The organism is Pantoea sp. YU22 (genome assembly GCF_003970755.1).
Classification (GTDB): domain Bacteria; phylum Pseudomonadota; class Gammaproteobacteria; order Enterobacterales; family Enterobacteriaceae; genus Pantoea; species Pantoea piersonii.
Window position 1 is genome coordinate 161,516 of record NZ_RYDU01000003.1, and the last position, 16,281, is coordinate 177,796.

A 16,281-nucleotide genomic window follows, 5' to 3' on the forward strand; every position below is an offset into this window, starting at 1 on the left:
TCTGGCATCGTGTGCTAAATCGTTGTCATTGCGCGGTTTGGGGACAACAGAAACCCAACTTCCACCGCAACACTCGTAACAGGCTATACAGTTGTATGACACACCGCTTAACCTCGAAGGATATCCTCGCGCTGGGCTTCATGACGTTCGCCCTGTTTGTTGGCGCGGGTAACATTATTTTCCCGCCGATGGTCGGTATTCAGTCAGGCGAACACGTCTGGACCGCCGCCCTTGGTTTCCTGCTCACCGCTGTTGGCCTGCCGGTTATAACCGTTATCGCGCTCGCGCGCGTCGGCGGCGGCATTGACGCGCTCAGTTCGCCTATCGGCAAGGCCGCAGGCCTGCTGCTGGCGACCGTCTGCTATCTGGCGGTCGGCCCGCTGTTCGCCACGCCGCGTACTGCGACCGTCTCATTTGAAGTGGGCATCGCTCCGCTGACCGGCGACGGCGCACTGCCGCTGTTCATTTACAGCCTTATCTACTTTGCGCTGGTGATCGCCATTTCGCTCTATCCGGGCAAGCTGCTGGATACCGTGGGCCACTTCCTGGCGCCGCTGAAAATCGTGGCGCTGACGGTGCTCGGCGTTGCGGCGCTGATCTGGCCGGCGGGTACCATCGCGCCTGCCACCGAAGATTATCAGCGCGCCGCCTTCTCCAGCGGCTTCGTTAACGGTTATCTCACTATGGATACCCTTGGCGCGCTGGTATTCGGCATCGTTATCGTTAATGCGGCGCGTTCGCGCGGCGTTGAGAGCGCCAGCCTGCTGACGCGTTACACGGTGATGGCGGGACTTATCGCGGGCGTCGGCCTGACGCTGGTCTACCTCAGCCTGTTTAAGCTCGGCAACGGCAGCGGCGCGCTGGTGGCACAGAGCGCGAACGGCGCGGCAATCCTGCACGCTTATGTACAGCAGACCTTCGGCGGCATGGGCAGCTTCTTCCTTGCGGCGCTGATTTTCGTCGCCTGCATGGTGACGGCGGTCGGCCTGACCTGTGCCTGTGCGGAATTTTTTGCGCAACACCTGCCGTTGTCGTATAAAGCACTGGTCTTTATTCTGGGTCTGTTCTCGATGGTGGTGTCAAACCTCGGCCTGAGCCATCTGATTCAGATTTCGATTCCCGTGCTGACGGCGATCTATCCGCCCTGTATTGTGCTGGTTGTGCTGAGTTTCACCCTTAACTGGTGGAACAAGAGCAGCCGCCTGATTGCGCCGACCATGCTGGTCAGCCTGATCTTCGGCATCATCGACGGGGTGAAAACCACCAGCTTTAAAGATATGCTGCCCGCGTTCTGCCAGCAGCTGCCGCTGGCGGACCAGGGACTCGCCTGGTTGCCGCCCGCGCTGGTGATGCTGCTGATCGCGGCGATTGTGGATCGCGTGAAAGGACGCGAGCAGGTTAGCGTTCACTCGTAACCGCCACAGCTGTTTTCTCCGACCACGGGCTTGCCCGTGGTTTTTCTTTTCACAGGTACAGGTTGTTATGCAAGAAACCAATAAGCTCAAACGCGGACTGAGCACGCGCCACATCCGTTTTATGGCGCTGGGATCGGCGATTGGCACCGGACTGTTCTACGGGTCGGCGGATGCCATCAAAATGGCGGGACCAAGCGTGCTGCTCGCCTATATTATCGGCGGTGCGGTGGCGTATATCATCATGCGCGCCCTCGGCGAGATGTCGGTGAACAATCCGCAGGCCAGCTCTTTCTCGCGCTATGCGCAGGATTATCTCGGGCCGCTGGCGGGCTACATCACCGGCTGGACCTACTGCTTTGAAATCCTGATTGTCGCCATTGCCGACGTTACCGCCTTCGGCATCTATATGGGCGTCTGGTTCCCGGACGTGCCGCACTGGATATGGGTGCTGAGCGTGGTGCTGATTATTGGTGCCGTCAACCTGATGAGCGTAAAGGTGTTCGGCGAAGTTGAGTTCTGGTTCTCTTTCTTTAAGGTCGCCACCATTGTCGTGATGATTATTGCCGGTTTCGCCATGATTTTCTGGGGCATCGGCAACGGCGGCCAGCCAACTGGCATTCATAACCTGTGGAGCAACGGCGGCTTCTTTGCCCACGGCGTGGTCGGCATGCTGCTGTCGCTGCAAATGGTGATGTTCGCCTACGGCGGCATTGAAATTATCGGCATCACCGCTGGCGAAGCCAAAGATCCGGCGCAGTCGATTCCGCGCGCTATTAACTCGGTGCCGATGCGTATTCTGGTGTTTTACGTCGGCACCCTGTTTGTGATTATGTCTATCTATCCGTGGAATCAGGTCGGCACCAGCGGCTCGCCTTTCGTTCTGACCTTCCAGCATCTGGGGATCGCGGCGGCCGCTTCTATCCTGAATTTTGTGGTGTTGACGGCCTCGCTGTCGGCGATTAACAGCGACGTGTTCGGCGTAGGCCGCATGCTGCACGGTATGGCGCAGCAGGGCCATGCGCCGAAAGTCTTTATGAAGGTCTCAGCACGCGGCATTCCCTGGGTTACAGTGGTCGTGATGATGGCGGCGATGCTGGTGGCGGTCTATCTCAACTACCTGATGCCGGAAAAGGTCTTTCTGGTTATCGCCTCGCTGGCGACCTTCGCCACCGTCTGGGTGTGGATTATGATCCTGCTGTCGCAGATCGCCTTCCGCCGTAAGATTGGCAAAGAGGCGGCGAGCAAGCTGCGGTTTGCCGTGCCGGGCGGCGTCTGGACATCTCTGTTCGGCGTGTTGTTCCTGGGCTTTATCATTGCGCTGATCGGCTACTTCCCGGATACGCGCATTTCGCTCTATGTGGGAATGGTGTGGATCGTGCTGCTGCTGGCGGGCTATAAGCTGGTACGCAAGACTGCATAATCAGAGGGGGGCGATGCCCCCCTTAATCTTTATGGCGCTCGGTCGGCGCCTGCCGCATCTGGCGTTATGACGCCTCTTTCAGCCCACCTACCAGCGACTGCCCAGCGCGATTTCCACCCCCTGCGGGCTCAGATGGTTATCGTCGTAATAGAGCGGCAGACCCTGCCAGGTCACCAGACAGCCGCTGCGATTGCAAAGATTCTCCTGTAACGACACCACGCGCACGTCGCGCTGTTCATAGCTGTGCAGCAGCCGCGTCAAATCCGCTTCCGGCAGCGAATAGAGCCTGGTGCGTGCGTTCTGCGTCGGCAGAGGTTTCCAGTCGCTTAACCACTGGCTTAGCTCGCGGCGCAGCGGCATATTGCGGTTGTTGCTGTAGCGCAGAGGGTCCAGAGAGAGCGATGGTGCCTCCTCAATCAGCACCACTTTTTTGCCCGCCTGGCGCAGTTGGGCAATGACCCCGCCCATGCCCTGGTTCAGGGCGCTGAGGTTGTCTTTATCGGGATGAGTAAGATCGCGGTAGCCAGCGCCGGGCAGGGTTTCGATGCCTGACGCCCAGGAGGCGGCGATCACGACCTCATCGATGCGGTCGCTTAATAATTCTTTCATTACCGCCTCATTGAACGCTGCGCACTGGCTGGCGTGCGCCGGCTGCTGGTAAAGCGCGCGCGTAAAGCCCGCCGCCAGCAGCGGACAGGCGATTTTAGTGAACTGATAGAGCGGCTTATGCTGCGCTTCTGCGTAGCGTGCCACGGCGCTGCGCATCGCTGCTGCATGGCTGTCGCCTGCCAGCGCGATGCCGGGACGCGACGTCTCCGGCTGACAGCGTTTATCCGTCGAGGGCAGATTTGGGCCGGTATCAAGCAGGCAAGGATTCGCCTGGGCGTCAATTTTGTAGGTTTCGCTGCTGATCACTTTGTCGTTAACGCGCCAGGGGAGGCCGCCGCTGCTCCATACGCCCACCATTGCGGCGGCAGCGGCGAGCGAGATCAGGCAGTAGGCAGGAATGACGGCGCGCGGCGCGCTGGCCGGGCGGCGAAAGGGCTGTTCGACATAGCGCCAGGTCAGCCAGGCGATCCCCAGCGCCATCGCGCTGATGCTCAGTCCCTGGTTGACGCTGACCGGTCCGTCGCTGCAGATACGCGCCAGCGCCAGCAGCGGCCAGTGCCACAGATACCAGGAGTAGGAGAGTTTGCCGATAAAGCGCATCGGCGCATTTTCCAGCGCCAGACGGCTGAGCGCGCCGCGCGCCATAATAATCAGGCACGCCGCCAGCACCGGCAGCAGCGCCTGATAGCCGGGAAACGCGTCGCTTTTATTCAGCTTCAGGGCGCAGAAGGCGATGAGCGCCAGCCCGGCGAGGGTAAAGAGGCTGGCCCAGCCGCCGCCGACTGGTTTCGGCTTCCACAGCGCCAGCAGCACCCCGGCACCCAGCTCCCAGCCGCGCGTCGGCAGCAGATAGAAGGCCTGCGAACTCTCTTGCGGCGTCAGCCAGATGCAGCTCGCCAGAGACAGCAGGCTCAGCAGCGCCACCGCGACGAACATCGGGAGGCGCGCTCTGGCCGCCAGCAGCATTATGATCGGCAGCGCAATATAGAACTGCACTTCAATGCCGAGCGACCAGGTTGTCAGCAGCGGATTTAAATCTGCCGGGGCGCTGAAATAATCCGCGCCTTTTAGCAGAATAATATTGGGCACCGAGAGAAACAGGGCGAAGCTGTATTTCGCCAGCTGACTATATTCCAGCGGCGAGAGCAGGAAATAGCCGATAAAGAGCAGGCTGAACAGCATGGTCATCAGGGCAGGCGCAATGCGACGAATACGTCGCAGAGCGAACTGAAAGAGTGAAAACTGGCCGGAGGCGATGTCGCGGCTGAGAAGAGAGCCGATAAGAAAGCCTGAAATAACAAAGGCGATGTCGACGCCCGTATAGCCGCCCGGCAACGTGCTGACACCTGCGTGGAACAGCACAACCATCAGGATCGCTATGGCGCGCAGGCCATCAATATCCGCGCGATAATCCGCGGGTAAGCGCGTTTTCATTATTGGGTTCCCCGAGTATCGGCAAAGGTAGTGAATACCGCTGATGCGCTGGCGCTGCCCATAAAGAAATCGGCGAATCCAGTCGCCGAAATAAGCAAATGACAAAATAAATAATGATAAAGGGATGATTGACGCCACTATATTAAGTCAAAAAAAGGCGATGAAATCATGCAGAGGGTGAATATAGAAAAGTCCGTAGCGGCGCTAAAAAAATGGTGTAGGGAAGGTTATGGATAAAAGGGCGACAGATAAGAAGCGTTACAGTGAGATAACGGCGGAATTAACGCGGGCAGGGTAACGACGCGACCTGCCAGCCGCGTCTCAGACGAAGGCGCTCTCCGTTTGCGATTACCCTTGCTCAACGGCAGCAGCGCCGAGCAGCGCATTAACTTGCGCATAGATGGCCGGGTTAGCAAGCAGCACCGGATTGCCGTTTTTCAGGCCGTTGTTGGCCAGATAGTCATTGGTAACGCCGCCCGCTTCGCGCATCAGCACGATACCTGGCAGGCTGTCCCAGGGATTCATATGCGCTTCGTAGTAGCCGATCAAACGGCCCGCGGCCGCCCAGGCGGTGGTGAGCGCGCCAGAGCCGATACGTACGAACATGCCGCCCTGTTCAAGCAGGCCCTGAATGAAACCGGCGGTTTGAGCCGCCGGCGCGCGGCTGGAGTTGCTTAACCCCAGCACGCCCTCGCTGAGGTGCTGCGCGCCGTGTGCCTGCAGGCGCGTCTCGTTGACCCAGGCGCCGCGGCCCGCGCGGGCGTGAAACAGCTCCTGATGGTTTGGATCGCAGACGACACCGATTAGCGCTTCGCCGTCGCACAGTACGGCAAGCGAGACGCACCAGTTATGCAGGCCGTTGAGGAAGCAGGCAGTGCCGTCAATAGGGTCCACGACCCATACCCAGCGGGCGCCTTCGACGTCGCCACCGCTCTCTTCGCCCAGCACCGCATCGTCCGGGAAACGTTCGGCGATAAGGGTTTTAATCAGCTCTTCAACGTTGCGATCCGCCTCGCTGACAACATCCTGTAAATCCCGCTTGTGTTCCACCACCAGCTGCTGGCGCTGCTGGTACCATGCATAGGCGCGGCTGGCCGCCGCGCGGGCGATTTCACAGGCATAGTGGTAACGTGCGTCTGTTTCGGTTTGTGAAGCGGATGACATCCTTTCCCTCTTATCATTTATCACAGGCTGAATCGATCACGGGCCGGAAATAACGCGCGGGGAGCGCGCTATTGTTAAGCAGGGTTTCATTAAGCCGGAAATGCGAAGTGCTGGCAAGTCGGGAAAAGATCAGAGCGTTTTGCTGCGCGCCAGCGTCATCAGGCGCGGATAGAAGCGGAAAAACAGCGTTTCCAGCAGGGCGTAGTGATCGGTGAAGTCCTGATAAGAGTCGCGCAGCGCAGCGAGGCGCGGCCGCCGCTGGGCCATGCCGTTGAGCACGCGCGCCATGCGCGTCGGCTCGGCATAGTGCTCAAACCAGCGTTCGCGCCACATCACCGCGTTCAGCGCCTGGAAGCTCTCCGGCGTGCCCGCCAGCTGCGGCACGACGCGCTGTTCGGCAAAGCGCGAGAAGGCGGTCAGCGTCATGTCGGGGCAGATCTGGTCCCAGTGGCGGGCGAGAAAGTGATCCCAGACCACGTCAAGCGTAATGGGCGCGACGCGACGCGTCTGCGGACGAAACAGCGGGCGCGCTTCCTGCACTTCAGGCAGCGCGTCAGTCATCGCATCCAGTCGGCGGTGCATCAGAATGCCGTCAGCGACCGGCATCGGCCACCGTTCGTGCGGATTTCCGCGCACGAAATCCGCCAGCAGGTTGCCGAGCAGCGAGCTTTCGGCGAGGTGGGCGAGGTGAAGATGAGCAAGAAAGTTCATGCCGCATTATAGCCAGAAGTGCGAACGCGCAGCCAGTTGTTCAGAATTGGCCGCTTTTCCGCTAAACTGTGCCGCCTGTTTTTATGCCTGAGTAAGAAGTTAGCCATGCGTGTTGCCGATTTTGCTTTTGAGTTGCCTGAATCCTTAATCGCCCACTATCCGCAGGCGCAGCGTAGCGGTTGTCGCTTGCTGTCGCTGGACGGTCCGAGCGGGCAGCTGACGCACGGGGTGTTTACCGACGTGCTGGAGAAGCTAAATCCCGGCGATCTGCTGGTATTCAACAATACGCGGGTGATCCCGGCGCGCGTCTATGGCCGTAAGGCGAGCGGCGGCAAAATCGAAATGCTGGTGGAGCGCATGCTGGACGAGAAGCGCGTGCTGGCGCACGTGCGCGCCTCCAAAGCGCCTAAGCCCGGCGCGCAGCTGCTGCTTGGCGATGACGAAAGCGTTAAAGCAACTATGGTGGCGCGCCACGATACGCTGTTTGAGATCGCGTTCGAAGACGACCGCGCGGTGCTGGATATCCTCAACAGCGTCGGCCATATGCCGCTGCCGCCCTATATCGATCGTCCTGATGAAGAGGCGGACCGCGAGCTTTACCAGACCGTCTACAGCGCCCGTCCCGGCGCGGTGGCGGCACCGACCGCCGGTCTGCATTTCGACGAGCCTTTGCTGGCCGCGCTGCGCGAGAAGGGCGTAGAGATGGCGTTCGTCACGCTGCACGTTGGCGCGGGCACCTTCCAGCCGGTGCGCGTCGACAGCATTGAAGAGCATGTGATGCATTCCGAATATGCTGAGGTGCCGCAGGAGGTGGTTGATGCGGTGCTGGCGTGCAAAGCGCGCGGCAATAAAGTGGTCGCCGTCGGCACGACGTCGGTGCGCTCGCTGGAGAGCGCCGCGCAGGCGAGCAAAGAGGCGCTGATTGCGCCTTTCTTTGACGACACGCAGATCTTTATCTATCCGGGCTACGAATATCAGGTGATCGACGCGCTGATCACCAATTTCCACCTGCCGGAATCCACCCTGATTATGCTGGTGTCGGCGTTTGCCGGGTATCAGCATACTATGGCGGCCTATCAGGCTGCCGTCGCCGAAGCCTATCGCTTCTTCAGCTATGGCGACGCAATGTTCATTACTAAAAATCCGCAGGCGCCGCACGAGAAAGTCGGTGCCTGATGACGTCCGGTTTACGGCTGCGCCGTAAACTGCTTGTTTAACCATCGCATCAGACTGTTTCTCTGATGGAGGCTTTGTGAAGTTTGAACTCGACACTACCGACGGGCGCGCGCGCCGTGGCCGTCTGATTTTCGATCGCGGCGTGGTGGAAACCCCGGCGTTTATGCCGGTGGGCACCTACGGCACGGTTAAAGGCATGACGCCGGAAGAGGTACAGGAGACCGGCGCGCAGATTATTCTCGGCAACACCTTTCATCTCTGGCTGCGTCCCGGTCAGGAGATCATGAAGCTGCACGGCGACCTGCACGACTTTATGCAGTGGAAAGGCCCGATCCTGACCGACTCCGGCGGCTTCCAGGTCTTCAGCCTCGGCGATATTCGTAAGATCACCGAAGCGGGCGTGCACTTCCGCAACCCGATCAACGGCGATCCGATCTTCCTCGATCCTGAAAAGTCGATGGAGATTCAGTTCGATCTGGGATCGGACATCGTGATGATCTTCGATGAGTGTACGCCATACCCGGCGGACTGGGACTACGCGAAACGCTCTATGGAGATGTCGCTGCGCTGGGCAAAACGCAGCCGCGACCGCTTCGACAGCCTGGGCAACAAGAACGCGCTGTTCGGCATTATTCAGGGTTCTGTTTACGAAGATTTACGTGATGTCTCGGTCAAAGGTCTGGTAGAGATTGGCTTTGATGGGTACGCTGTGGGCGGCCTGGCGGTGGGTGAGCCGAAAGAGGACATGCATCGCATCCTGGAGCACGTTTGTCCGCAGATCCCGCAGGATAAACCTCGTTACCTGATGGGCGTCGGCAAACCGGAAGATCTGGTGGAAGGCGTACGTCGCGGCATAGATATGTTCGACTGCGTGATGCCGACGCGCAACGCGCGCAACGGCCATCTGTTTGTCACCGACGGCGTGGTGAAAATCCGTAACGCGAAGCATAAAGACGACACCTCGCCGCTGGATGCGGAGTGTGATTGCTACACCTGTCGCAATTACAGCCGTGCCTACTTGCATCATCTTGATCGCTGTAACGAAATACTCGGCGCGCGCCTGAATACCATTCATAACCTGCGCTATTACCAGCGCCTGATGGCGGGTTTACGCCAGGCTATTGAAGAGGGTAAATTGGAGCGCTTTGTTAGCGAGTTCTACCAACGGACGGGCAAAGCGGTTCCGCCGTTAAACGTCTGATAATTTTATTAATGAGGGAAATTAAATGAGCTTTTTCATTTCTGACGCCGTGGCAGCCGCAGGTGCACCGTCGCAGGGAAGTCCGTATTCTCTGGTGATCATGCTGGTGGTGTTTGGCCTGATTTTTTACTTCATGATCCTGCGTCCGCAGCAGAAGCGTGCGAAAGAGCACAAAAAGCTGATGGAATCTATCTCCAAAGGTGACGAAGTGCTGACCAGCGGTGGCCTGGTAGGCCGTGTGACCAAAGTTTCCGACACGGGCTATGTTTCTATCGCCCTGAACGAGACCAACGAAGTGGTTATCAAACGTGATTTCGTGGCTGCCGTCCTGCCGAAAGGTACGATGAAGGCGCTCTAATATTTACTTCCCTAAGGGAACTGCCGTGTTAAATCGTTATCCTTTGTGGAAGTACGTGATGCTGGTCGTCGTCATTCTTGTCGGCCTGCTCTATGCGCTTCCCAACCTGTATGGTGAGGATCCGGCTGTTCAGATCACTGGCGCGCGCGGCGCCGCCGCCAGTGAGCAAACGCTGGATCAGATTCAGAACCTGTTAAAACAAGAGAATATCCAGAGCAAATCCCTCGCGCTGGAAAACGGCGCCATCCTGGCGCGCTTCGCCAATACGGATGTGCAGCTGCGCGCCCGTGAAGCGATAGTGAATAAGCTTGGCGAAAACTACGTCGTCGCGCTCAACCTTGCGCCGGCTACGCCGCGCTGGCTGAGCCTGCTGGCGGCTGAACCGATGAAGCTCGGTCTGGATCTGCGCGGCGGCGTGCACTTCCTGATGGAAGTGGATATGGACACCGCGCTGGGCAAGCTGCAGGAGCAGAATGCCGACAGCCTGCGCAGCGACCTGCGCGAAAAAAATATCCCTTATACCAACGTCAATAAAATCGCCAACTACGGCGTGGAAATCCGTTTCCGCGACGGCAACAGCCGCGATGAGGCGATTAACTGGCTGACTGCTCGCCATCGCGACCTGGTGATCTCTTCCAGCGGCAGCGATGCGCTGCGCGCGGTGATGAGCGATGCGCGCCTCAGCGAAGCGCGCGAGTACGCCGTTCAGCAGAACATCACTATCCTGCGTAACCGCGTTAACCAGCTCGGCGTCGCCGAACCGCTGGTGCAGCGTCAGGGAACTGACCGCATCGTGGTTGAACTGCCGGGCATCCAGGATACCGCGCGCGCCAAAGAGATCCTCGGCGCCACCGCTACTCTGGAATTCCGTCTGGTCAATACCACCGCCGATCCGACTGCCGCCGCCAACGGCCGCGTGCCGGGCGACTCGGAAGTGAAACAGACGCGTGAAGGCCAGCCGGTTGTGCTCTACAAGCGCGTGATCCTGACCGGTGACCACATCACCGACTCAACGTCCAGCATGGATGAGTACAACCAGCCGCAGGTGAATATCTCGCTGGACGGCGCGGGCGGCAATATCATGTCTACCTTCACCAAGGACAATATCGGCAAGCCGATGGCGACCCTGTTCGTGGAGTACAAAGACAGCGGTAAGAAAGACGCCAACGGCCGCGCGGTGCTGGTGAAGCAGGAAGAGGTGATTAACGTCGCCAATATCCAGTCTCGCCTTGGCAACAGCTTCCGCATCACCGGCATCAACAACCCGAACGAAGCGCGCCAGCTCTCGCTGCTGCTGCGTGCGGGCGCGCTGATTGCGCCGATTCAGATTGTGGAAGAGCGCACCATCGGCCCGACTATGGGTGCGCAGAATATCACGCAGGGGCTTGAAGCCTGCCTGTGGGGCCTGATCGCCTCCATTCTGTTTATGGTGGTGTTCTATAAGAAGTTCGGCCTGATCGCCACCAGCGCGCTGCTGTGCAACCTGGTGCTGATTGTCGGCATCATGTCGCTGCTGCCGGGTGCCACGCTTACCATGCCGGGTATCGCCGGTATCGTGCTGACGCTGGCGGTTGCGGTGGATGCGAACGTACTGATTAACGAGCGTATTAAGGAAGAGCTGAGAAACGGACGTTCCGTGCAGCAGGCGATTCATGAAGGCTATAAAGGCGCCTTCTCCAGTATCGTCGACGCTAACGTAACGACGCTGATCAAGGTCATCATCCTGTATGCCGTTGGTACGGGTTCAATTAAAGGCTTTGCGATTACCACCGCTATTGGTATCGCCACCTCGATGTTTACCGCGATCGTTGGAACGCGCGCCATCGTGAACCTGGTGTACGGCGGCAAACGCATCAACAAGCTGTCTATCTGAGGAGTGCGTTGTGGCACAGGAATACAATATTGAACAGCTGAACCACGGGCGTAAAGTCGTCGACTTTATGCGCTGGGACACGCTGGCGTTTATTATCTCCGGCCTGCTGATCGTGGCGTCTGTCGCCATGGTCTCGGTGCGCGGTTTCAACTGGGGTCTCGATTTTACCGGTGGTACGGTGATCGAGATCGCGCTGGAGAAACCCGCAGAGCTGGATACGCTGCGTGACGGGCTGGAAAAAGCGGGTTATGCCGATCCTATCGTGCAGAACTTCGGCAGCAGCCGTGACGTGATGGTGCGCATGGCGCCCATGGACGGTCCGGCTGGGCAGGAGTTGGGCAACAAGATCATTACCATCATCAATCAGACCACCCAGCAGAACGCGACGGTGAAGCGCATTGAGTTCGTTGGCCCGAGCGTGGGCAGCGACCTGGCGCAGGCGGGCGCGATGGCGCTGCTGTCGGCGCTGATTGCGATTTTGATCTATATCGGCTTTCGTTTTGAGTGGCGTCTGGCACTCGGCACCGTACTGGCGCTGGCGCATGACGTGATCATCACCTGCGGCATTCTGTCGCTGGCGCATATCGAGATCGATCTGACTATTGTCGCCTCGCTGATGTCGGTGATCGGCTACTCGCTCAACGATAAAATCGTGGTGTCTGACCGTATTCGTGAGAACTTCCGCAAGATCCGTCGCGGCTCTTCTTACGATATTACCAACGTGTCGCTGACCCAGACGCTGAGCCGTACCCTGATCACCTCGCTGACCACCCTGGCGATGATCCTGATCCTGTTCATCTTTGGCGGCGCGCTGCTGAAAGGCTTCTCGCTGACGATGCTGATCGGTGTCACCATCGGCACCATTTCGTCGATTTATGTCTCTTCCGCGCTGGCGCTGAAGCTGGGCATGAAGCGCGAACATATGCTGGTGCAGAAGGTAGAGAAAGAGGGCGCGGATCAGCCTTCAATCATGCCGTAACGCGCAAGCGTGATAAAAAAACGGGCTGCCATCTGGCAGCCTGTTTTGTTTGGGAGCGGATAAGGAGGGGAAGGGGATCGCCCGCTCGCTCAGCGCTGTGATGCGTGCGCCGTTTTCCCTCTCCGTCCTCCGTGCCGCTCCTTACGGCGCGGCAGGAACGGCAGGGGCGTCGCCGACGACGTCATGCACGCGTACAAAGCCGATCTGCCCCGGCGCGAAGCCGCTCAGACGCAGCGGCACTGTTACCGAGGCGCGCGGCAGTAGCGTGGACGGCACCTCAATAGTCTGGCTCAGGCTGCTCGCCTCCAGCGGTTTGCCCGTCGCCGGGTCTCGCTCGCCCCACACCACGCGCGCGTGCAGCGCCGGAACGGCCTGACTCTCTGCCGCGCTAATGGTGAGGTTGGCGCGCGCGCCGTTGGCTTCCGCGGCAAGGCGCGTCAGCGAGAGGCGCAGCTTGCCGAGCTGCGTTTGCAGCTCCACCGGCGTGTTAGCCTGTGGCACCAGCCAGGCTCCCTGCGTCGAGTTGCTGTTAAGCTGCCCCTGGATTTCGATAGCGCTCGCCTGATTCGTCAGGTGGCGCATCTGCTGATTCAGCTGGCTCACTTCCTGATGCAGCTGATTCACTTTTGGGCTGGTGGGCGTCGAGCTACAGCCGCTTAGCAGCGCTACCGTACACGCCAGCGGCGCCCAAACCGTCCTGATCATAAAGCGTTCCTTTTCCGTTATTTAGGAATACGTAATACCTGGCCTGGATAGATTTTATCAGGATGCGTCAGCATCGGTTTGTTGGCTTCGAAAATTTTGTTGTATTCGTTGGCGTTGCCATAAACGGTCTTAGAGATGGCGCTCAGCGTGTCGCCTTTTTTCACGGTGTAGAGCTCCGCTTCCGGCGCGTTGTCGGTTGTTTTAACCTGGTCGTCGACTTTGGTGATGCCCGCGACGTTACCGGCCGCCACCAAAATTTTCTCTTTCAGCTCTTGAGAAATGCCGTCGCCGCTCACCGTTACGGTGTCGCCGTTTACCGCCACGTTCACTTTGTCGCTGTCCGGTAAGCCCAGTTGGTCGATGTGCTCCTTCAGCTTTTTGCTGGCGTCATCATGGCTGGATACTGCGTCCCACAGTTTTTCGCCTGCCTCTTTCACAAAGTTAAACAAACCCATATATCCTCCAGATTGTCGTGGTGTAAGCCGCCTTTCTGACGACATCATTAAGCATAGACTTTTTCTCGCTACGTCTCCTGCCGAAAGGCAAAAGTGGAAAGGCACGCTTATACATTTTGTTGACTTGCCATTCGCGCTACACTGTGTGGCCCATTTATTTAGCGTCAGGAACCGTCATGCACTGCCCATTTTGCTCAGCTGTGGACACGAAAGTCATTGATTCCCGTCTGGTTAGCGAAGGATCGTCCGTGCGGCGTCGCCGTCAGTGTCTGGTGTGCCATGAGCGTTTCACTACCTTCGAAGTGGCGGAGCTGGTGATGCCGCGGGTAGTGAAAAGCAATGACGTGCGCGAACCCTTTAACGAAGACAAGCTCAGCAGCGGCATGATGAAGGCGCTGGAGAAGCGTCCGGTGAGCGCCGATGCGGTCGAAAGCGCGGTAAACCATATCAAAACTCAGCTGCGCGCCACCGGCGAGCGGGAAATTCCCAGCAAGCTGATCGGCAATCTGGTGATGGACGAGCTGAAAAAGCTGGATAAGGTCGCCTATATCCGTTTCGCCTCGGTCTACCGCAGCTTTGAAGATATTCGCGATTTCGGCGCGGAGATCGCTAAGTTACAGGATTAACCATGACTGATGAACGCTATATGGCGCGCGCGCTGGAACTGGCGCGGCGCGGACGTTTCACAACGACGCCCAATCCCAACGTGGGCTGCGTTATCGTGCGCGACGGCGCGATAGTCGGCGAAGGATGGCATCAGCGTGCTGGTGAGCCGCATGCCGAAGTGCATGCGCTGCGCATGGCGGGTGACAGGGCGCGCGGCGCGACCGCTTACGTTACGCTGGAGCCTTGCAGCCATCACGGCCGCACGCCGCCGTGCTGCGACGCCTTGATCGCCGCCGGCGTCAGCCGCGTGGTCGCGGCGATGCAGGATCCCAATCCGCAGGTCGCCGGGCGCGGTCTCTACCGCCTGCAGCAGGCGGGCATCGCGGTGAGCCACGGCCTGATGATGGCGGAAGCGGAGGCGCTGAATCGCGGTTTCCTGAAGCGTATGCGCACCGGCTTTCCTTTTGTTCAGCTCAAGCTCGGCGCCTCGCTCGATGGCCGTACCGCCATGGCGAGCGGCGAAAGCCAGTGGATTACCTCGGCCGCCGCCCGTCGAGACGTGCAGCGTCTGCGCGCGCAAAGTTCCGCTATTCTCAGCAGTAGCAGCACCGTACTGGCGGATAATCCTTCGCTGACGGTGCGCTGGCCAGAGCTGGATGAAGCGTCGCGTTCGCTGCTGGACGAAGCTGCGCTGCGCCAGCCGCTGCGCGTAGTGGTGGACAGCCGCAACCGGGTTACGCCGCAGCATAAACTGATTACGCAGCCGGGTGAAACCTGGCTGATGCGCGCCGCGCCTGACGAGCAGCCCTGGCCGGAGAGCGTGACGCAGATAGCTGTGCCGCGGCGCGGAGAGCAGCTCGATCTGGTAGCGCTGATGATGCTGCTCGGCAAACGACAGGTGAACAGCCTGTGGGTCGAAGCGGGCGCGTCGCTGGCTGGCGCGCTGCTGCAGGCGGGCGTGGTGGATGAGCTGATTGTCTATCTGGCACCAACGCTGCTCGGCGACGCCGCGCGCGGCCTGTGTCAGCTGCCTGGCCTGCAGCGTCTGGCTGATGCGCCAGCCTTTTCATTCTGCGACGTGCGCCAGGTCGGCCCCGATCTGCGCCTGACGCTGACGCCGCGCTGACAGTGGCGGAAAAGCGAGAGCACGCCGCCAAAGAGTGTGATAGAATCCGCCCCCCTGCGGGGCCATAACAAAACCCTGAAAGGATAAGTATGAAAGTTATCGAAGCTGCTGTTGCCACGCCTGAGGCCAATGTTGCCATCGTCATCGCGCGTTTTAACAACTTCATCAACGACAGCCTGCTGGACGGCGCGATCGATGCCCTGAAGCGTATCGGTCAGGTGAAAGATGAAAACATCACCGTCGTCTGGGTTCCAGGCGCGTACGAACTGCCGCTGGCAGCCCGCGCGCTGGCGAACAGCGGCAAGCACGACGCCATTGTGGCGCTGGGCACCGTTATTCGCGGCGGCACCGCTCACTTTGAATATGTCGCCGGCGAAGCCAGCTCCGGCATCGCTAATGTCGCGATGACCAGCGAAATCCCGGTAACGTTCGGCGTGCTGACCACGGAAAATATCGAGCAGGCTATTGAGCGTGCCGGTACCAAAGCGGGTAACAAAGGCGCCGAAGCGGCCCTGACCGCACTTGAAATGATTAACGTATTGAAAGCCATCAAAGCCTGATTTTTGTAAGGGGAATTTTGTGAAACCTGCTGCTCGTCGCCGCGCCCGCGAGTGCGCTGTCCAGGCGCTCTACTCCTGGCAGTTGTCTAAAAACGACATTGCCGATGTGGAATACCAGTTTCTGGCGGAACAAGACGTCAAAGACGTCGACATTACCTATTTCCGCGAACTGCTGTCCGGTGTGGCGACCAACAGCGCGTATCTGGATGGGCTGATGAAACCTTACCTGTCGCGCCAGCTGGAAGAGCTGGGCCAGGTAGAAAAAGCAATCCTGCGTATTTCGCTGTATGAACTGAGCAAGCGCGATGATGTGCCCTATAAAGTGGCCATCAACGAAGGGATCGAGCTGGCGAAAGTGTTTGGCGCTGAAGACAGCCATAAGTTCGTCAACGGCGTGCTGGATAAAGCCGCTCCACAAATCAGACCCAATCGCAAATAAAGAAAAGGCCAGCTTGCTGGCCTTTTTTCATCAGTAAGCGGAACGCAATC

16 protein-coding genes are annotated in these 16,281 nt (G+C 59.0%); 11 read left to right on the forward strand and 5 right to left on the reverse strand.

What is annotated here, in order from left to right; genetic code table 11:
* The first annotated feature begins 95 nt into the window (after positions 1–95).
* The gene (gene brnQ / locus EKL29_RS07410) at positions 96–1,415 is read left to right on the forward strand and encodes a branched-chain amino acid transporter carrier protein BrnQ (RefSeq protein WP_126689249.1); all 1,320 of its coding nucleotides are present in this window, start codon (positions 96–98) and stop codon (positions 1,413–1,415) included.
* A 67-nt stretch (positions 1,416–1,482) separates the two neighbouring features.
* Positions 1,483–2,835 carry a proline-specific permease ProY gene (proY, locus tag EKL29_RS07415; protein WP_120451254.1) on the forward strand — a complete coding sequence of 451 codons (1,353 nt, stop codon included), beginning with the start codon at positions 1,483–1,485 and terminating at the stop codon, positions 2,833–2,835.
* 87 nt (positions 2,836–2,922) lie between these two features.
* Here proY and EKL29_RS07420 read toward each other — a convergent pair whose 3' ends face one another.
* The 3 genes from EKL29_RS07420 to EKL29_RS07430 form a co-directional block, all read right to left on the reverse strand.
* Complete coding sequence (locus EKL29_RS07420) at positions 2,923–4,878, reverse strand: acyltransferase family protein (protein WP_126689250.1); 1,956 nt, start codon at positions 4,876–4,878, stop codon at positions 2,923–2,925.
* A 348-nt stretch (positions 4,879–5,226) separates the two neighbouring features.
* Positions 5,227–6,042: an inositol monophosphatase family protein gene (locus EKL29_RS07425; protein WP_120451256.1), complete on the reverse strand. Its 816-nt coding sequence runs from the start codon at positions 6,040–6,042 to the stop codon at positions 5,227–5,229.
* Positions 6,043–6,171: 129 nt separating this feature from the next.
* On the reverse strand, positions 6,172–6,753 hold the full coding sequence (locus EKL29_RS07430; RefSeq protein WP_126689251.1) for an ACP phosphodiesterase: 582 nt from the start codon (positions 6,751–6,753) through the stop codon (positions 6,172–6,174).
* 105 nt (positions 6,754–6,858) lie between these two features.
* Here EKL29_RS07430 and queA point away from each other — a divergent pair, with 105 nt between their 5' ends.
* The 5 genes from queA to secF all read left to right on the forward strand — a co-directional run bounded on the left by queA (position 6,859) and on the right by secF (position 12,340).
* Positions 6,859–7,929, forward strand: a complete 1,071-nt coding sequence (gene queA, locus EKL29_RS07435; protein WP_126689252.1) for a tRNA preQ1(34) S-adenosylmethionine ribosyltransferase-isomerase QueA — start codon at positions 6,859–6,861, stop codon at positions 7,927–7,929.
* Between the two features lie 76 nt (positions 7,930–8,005).
* Positions 8,006–9,130, forward strand: a complete 1,125-nt coding sequence (tgt, locus tag EKL29_RS07440) for a tRNA guanosine(34) transglycosylase Tgt (protein WP_120451259.1) — start codon at positions 8,006–8,008, stop codon at positions 9,128–9,130.
* A 25-nt stretch (positions 9,131–9,155) separates the two neighbouring features.
* Positions 9,156–9,488 (forward strand): preprotein translocase subunit YajC, encoded by a 333-nt coding sequence (gene yajC / locus EKL29_RS07445; protein ID WP_120451260.1) that lies wholly within the window; start codon positions 9,156–9,158, stop codon positions 9,486–9,488.
* Between the two features lie 25 nt (positions 9,489–9,513).
* The gene (gene secD / locus EKL29_RS07450) at positions 9,514–11,361 is read left to right on the forward strand and encodes a protein translocase subunit SecD (protein ID WP_120451261.1); all 1,848 of its coding nucleotides are present in this window, start codon (positions 9,514–9,516) and stop codon (positions 11,359–11,361) included.
* A gap of 10 nt (positions 11,362–11,371) precedes the next feature.
* Complete coding sequence (secF, locus tag EKL29_RS07455; protein ID WP_120451262.1) at positions 11,372–12,340, forward strand: protein translocase subunit SecF; 969 nt, start codon at positions 11,372–11,374, stop codon at positions 12,338–12,340.
* 141 nt (positions 12,341–12,481) lie between these two features.
* Here secF and EKL29_RS07460 read toward each other — a convergent pair whose 3' ends face one another.
* On the reverse strand, positions 12,482–13,045 hold the full coding sequence (locus EKL29_RS07460) for a DUF3251 domain-containing protein (RefSeq protein ID WP_126689253.1): 564 nt from the start codon (positions 13,043–13,045) through the stop codon (positions 12,482–12,484).
* A gap of 17 nt (positions 13,046–13,062) precedes the next feature.
* Entirely contained in the window at positions 13,063–13,500 is a 438-nt protein-coding gene (gene lysM / locus EKL29_RS07465; protein ID WP_120451264.1) for a peptidoglycan-binding protein LysM, read from the reverse strand.
* 176 nt (positions 13,501–13,676) lie between these two features.
* Here lysM and nrdR point away from each other — a divergent pair, with 176 nt between their 5' ends.
* From nrdR to nusB, 4 genes are all read left to right on the forward strand, one after another.
* Positions 13,677–14,126, forward strand: a complete 450-nt coding sequence (nrdR, locus tag EKL29_RS07470) for a transcriptional regulator NrdR (RefSeq protein WP_120451265.1) — start codon at positions 13,677–13,679, stop codon at positions 14,124–14,126.
* Between the two features lie 2 nt (positions 14,127–14,128).
* Complete coding sequence (ribD, locus tag EKL29_RS07475; RefSeq protein WP_126689254.1) at positions 14,129–15,232, forward strand: bifunctional diaminohydroxyphosphoribosylaminopyrimidine deaminase/5-amino-6-(5-phosphoribosylamino)uracil reductase RibD; 1,104 nt, start codon at positions 14,129–14,131, stop codon at positions 15,230–15,232.
* 89 nt (positions 15,233–15,321) lie between these two features.
* Entirely contained in the window at positions 15,322–15,792 is a 471-nt protein-coding gene (gene ribE, locus EKL29_RS07480; protein ID WP_103795113.1) for a 6,7-dimethyl-8-ribityllumazine synthase, read from the forward strand.
* Between the two features lie 19 nt (positions 15,793–15,811).
* Positions 15,812–16,231 carry a transcription antitermination factor NusB gene (gene nusB / locus EKL29_RS07485; protein ID WP_120451267.1) on the forward strand — a complete coding sequence of 140 codons (420 nt, stop codon included), beginning with the start codon at positions 15,812–15,814 and terminating at the stop codon, positions 16,229–16,231.
* The last annotated feature ends 50 nt before the right edge of the window (positions 16,232–16,281 follow it).